4 protein-coding genes are annotated in these 4,346 nt (G+C 56.1%); all 4 read left to right on the top strand.

From position 1 onward, the window contains the following. Positions 1–1,240, top strand: a 1,240-nt coding sequence (locus tag CRP01_RS41480; protein ID WP_143473775.1) for a phage head morphogenesis protein, incomplete at its 5' end; no start/stop codon positions are given. 3 nt (positions 1,241–1,243) lie between these two features. Then, positions 1,244–3,142: a phage tail tape measure protein gene (locus CRP01_RS41475; protein WP_099156003.1), complete on the top strand. Its 1,899-nt coding sequence runs from the start codon at positions 1,244–1,246 to the stop codon at positions 3,140–3,142. A 3-nt stretch (positions 3,143–3,145) separates the two neighbouring features. Further along, positions 3,146–3,649 (top strand): phage virion morphogenesis protein, encoded by a 504-nt coding sequence (locus CRP01_RS41470; RefSeq protein WP_099156002.1) that lies wholly within the window; start codon positions 3,146–3,148, stop codon positions 3,647–3,649. Positions 3,650–3,805: 156 nt separating this feature from the next. Beyond that, positions 3,806–4,346 (top strand): hypothetical protein (locus tag CRP01_RS41465; protein ID WP_222845951.1); only part of this gene is annotated, 541 nt, incomplete at its 3' end.

Raw genomic sequence — 4,346 nt, 5'->3', positions numbered from 1 at the left:
AAAAAAAAAGCTTAGCCTACCCGAGTACCGATTAAAACAGTACGCTCAGCTGAGCCTCAGCGAAGGAGCCGTCACGGCAACCGAAGAAGAACTACTGCAGCAAATCTACACTGACCAGCTGGCCACCGGAAAGATCAACCGGAAGTACCTATTCGCCCTGGCCGGCCAACTGGAGGACGCTGTGCGCACTGGAGTGGGATCTAATGACATTGACTATAATGCTCCGGATCATCTCTTCCAGAGCCTGCTGGAGGCCAATGTGCAGCACTTCAGCGCCGCCAAAAGCCTGGCGCTTACCCAACAACTCAATCAGATCAAAAACCGCTCCAGGAGCTTCTCTGAGTTCCGCAGCCAGGCTGAGCCACTGCTCAGTAATTACAATGTAAACTGGATGCGCGCCGAATACAACCATGCAGTTGCGGCAGCTCAGAACGGAGCTACCTGGATGCGGATGAAGCAGGCCGCTGACGTGCGCCCGTACTGGGAATACCAGACGGTGGGTGATGATCGGGTACGGCCTACCCACCAAAGTATGGATGGGTTGATCTTCCGTATCGACGATCCGGAGGCAGCCCGGGTATTTCCGCCAAATGGTTTCGGTTGTAGATGCGAGGGCGTGAGCCGGGCAGATCTGGCCGGCCGCGAAGTCAGCAGTCTGCAGGACGCGATCGGCGCACTGGGATCCGACTGGCAAACGATGAACGATAAAGGCTTTGCGGTCAACTTCGGCGATGCTGCCCAGGTATTCACCCGCAGCCAGGATTACGCTCAGGGCATCGATCCGAATACCCTCACCTGGCGTAGCTACAACCTGAAGAGCGCCACCGCCATGAAGAAACTACCCGCCCTGCAGGCCGGCACCATGGCCGCCCGGGAGCTGGAGCGCTGGTGGAAAGACCGCCGGGGTCGGCATGATCTGGACGAAGCCGACCGCATCCGCTTGCTGGATTACCGTGACCGGCCGATCCTGATGGATCGAAACCTGGTGGACGACCTCAAGGAAAGAAAGCAGGCAGCCTTGCTGAACCTGCTGGAGGATCTGCTCACCAATCCGGATGAGGTCTGGCTGCAGGAAAATCCGGGTACCCTCCAGCGATTGATGCTGAAATTTTTCCGGGGCCGGGCACTGCTGGCCGGCATCGCCTTCGGCAACGACCATCCAGAGCAACTACTCAGCCTTACTGTCGTAGATCTCCCGGACCTGGTGCGCGCCGGCATTCTTACACTCGCTAAACGATAAGCCATGGACAACAGGAGCCTAACTATACTGGATGTAAAGGATTTTCTAGGCCAGGCGCTCAATTCGAACCTGAAGCTTTTTGATAAGCTATCCGGGAAAAGTAGCGAGTTCGATAAGCGGGTGAACGGCACCTTTTCGGACATGAACATCAATCTCCGGGAAGTAGGCCGCAACCTGCTCACCGTGGGATCGATCGCCGGTGGAGCCGTGGCCACCGGTCTTTTCAAGGCCGCCAATAATGCCAAGGAATTCAAACACGAATTCCTGGAGCTGGAAAATTTGAACCTGGATAAGACCGAAGCCCAGATCGATAAGTTGGAGCGTAATGTGCTCGATGCGGCCTTTGCTACCGGCCGGGCCGGCACCGAGATGTCGAAAGCCTTTTTCGATATCCAATCCGGCACCGGCATGTTTGGTAATGAGGTAGACGCTATTGCCCGGAAGACTTCCGACTTTAGCCGTGCCTTTAAAGTAGACTTCAACACAGCCCTGGAGGGAGGCGTGAAGGGTATCCGCAACTTTAACCTGGAGGCCGATCAGATGGATGACTTCTTTGCCTCAGCGGTGAAAACCGTGCAGGTAGGTATCGTCACCTTTGAGCAACTGGCCAGGGTACAAACTGATTACGCCGGAGCGGCCAACACAGCCGGCCAGAGTGTAGACAGCGCCAACAAACTCTTTGCCGTATTCACTGCCAAAGCGAAAAGCGCAGAGGAGGCCGCCACCCTTACCAAGAGCGCATTCACGGATCTGCTTCGCCCGGAAACACTGAAGAGCTTCGAAAAGATCGGAGTACAGGTATTCGATAAGCAGACGGGGAAAGTTCGTCAGCTCGATGAGATTGTTTCCCAGCTGAACGATCGGTTTGCCAAGCTCCGGGGAAATGACCGGGCGGTGACCAACCTGGTCAACGAATTTAAAGGTAGCGAGGGCCTGATTGCTCTCATCGGTGAGGCCGCCAAGAATGGCGATAATATGCTGGAGACCTTCCGGGCTTTTGATGGTACCGAGTTCGGTCTGGAAAAAGCCCTGGCCAACGCCAAGGAAGATACCACGCAGCTGGCCGACATCGTCCAGAACAAAGTAAACGTGCTCTTCACTCGCCTGGGCATGGAGCTGCTGCCGCACATCAATCGGGGCCTGGACTACGTGATCAGTAACTGGCTGCCGGAAGTAGAGCGCCGCCTACCCGGCATTATTCAGAACTTTGGCCAGGTGGCAGATGCCGTGGGAAAAGGCGTAAAAGAAGGATCTAAGATAGGGCAAACCCTGGGCCGGTGGGGTGAGAATGCGCTGGAGTTCTACGAGTCCACCAATCCTTTCATGATCAGCTCAGCGCGCCGGGATCTGCGCGACATGGGTATGACCCGCGACCAGGTGCGCAGCCTCAGCGATACGGAAGCCGTGCAGATCCGCAGAGCTGCCAACCGTGGCCTGATGGATGAAGCCGGCCAGGTGAACGTGGAGCGGGCGCAAAACCTGATCGATAAGCTGGCCGACTCCACCAGCGAGGGTGCGAAAGACTTTGTGCGGGTACTGCAGAGCGAGATCTCCCGGGTAAACCTGGCTGGCGAGCTGGATGCTGATATTGAAAAGATCCAGAACAATATCAACAGCCTGGGCGGGCCAGCTTCGGACCTACCGTCGCTGCCTACCGGATCATCCCGCAGTACCTCCGGATCTACTTCTGCCGGCAGAGCGGCGATCGCCGAGGGGCTCCGGGGCGTAGTAGGCGGTAAAGAACAGCAAAGGAACGTCACCGTGACAATCCAAAAAATGGTTGGCGTAGAGACCCTGAGTACCACTAACCTGAGTAACTCCGTACGGGAGATCGAGCAGATCTTTGAGGAAATGCTTATCCGGGCAGTACGGGATACTGAGGTAGCAATCGCAAACGGATAAGCTATGCCGACAGAACACCAATTCGCCAAGATCGTAGAGAATTACAAGGTTTTCAAAAAAAGCCTGGCCGTGAATATTGGCGAAGAGGCAGTAAGCTTTGCAAAGGATAACTTTCGCCGGCAGGGATTCAAAGACGCCATACTGATTAAGTGGCGCAGGCGCAAGGCCGGAACACCACGCAACCAGGGCCGCGCCATTCTGGTAGATACCGGCCGGCTAAAACGCAGCATCCGGATCACGCGTATCAGCCGGGCCGGCAACCGGGTATACATCGGCTCCAATGTGCAGTACGCCCAGATACACAACGAAGGCGGCCGCGTATCCGGGCGGGCCAATGTGCGATCGCACTACCGCCGCAACCGTACCGGAGGGCGCTCACGCGTGCGGGCGCATACCCGACAGGTAAACTTCAGGATGCCCAAGCGGCAATTTATCGGGCCGAGCCGGGAGCTGAATAAACGCATCCGGAGGCTCATTCGACTCAACCTTATAAAAGTGTTTAAGTGATGATTGAATACCATTTAGACGGGCCGGATGATACCGGCGAAGATGAAGACTATGAAGGGCCGGACGCTGTGTGAGGTAAATTTTCCTCGAAATAGCCTTAAATGTCCCTTAACAACATAATTACTGAGGTGAAAATACCTCAATAAATAAATTATCATGGGTTGGAGAACCGCCACATTTCTGGAAATGCAAACACGCCTGCTGGCCGAAGTACCGGGCCTGGCCACGGTAGCCCTCTACAACGGACAGGGCCAGATGATGAAAGGGGAAACCAATGAGCACATCCCCTACACGCTGCCGGCTGTGTTCATCGCCTTCCAGGGCGGAGAGTGGTACATCGAGCGCGACCTGGTACGCTACTCCGATCAGTACGTGTTCCGCCTGCATTACATTGACCAGGTCTACCAGGACGATGACAATCGCAGCGCCAACCAGGCCGCCGCCATCAACCACCTCGATGCCATCGATGCTGTGGTGAATGCCCTGGACCAATGGCAGGGCCTCACCTATGCCGGCCGCGTGGAATTCTCCGGAGAGCTGCTGGATGAAGACCGCACGCACATCATCGAGCACCAACTGGAGTTTTACGCCAAAGTATGCGATCCGAGCCTCAAAGATAAAGACCAAGCCGCCACTACTACCCGCCAGGCAGATGATACCGACATCATCCGCACCGGGCAGAGCCAGCACGAGGGGG

The sequence above is a fragment of the Flavilitoribacter nigricans DSM 23189 = NBRC 102662 genome (assembly GCF_002646595.1).
In the GTDB taxonomy this organism is placed as follows: Bacteria; Bacteroidota; Bacteroidia; order Chitinophagales; family Saprospiraceae; genus Flavilitoribacter; species Flavilitoribacter nigricans.
Note: the sequence above shows the minus strand (reverse complement) of the source record. Positions and strands in the feature narration are given on the sequence as shown.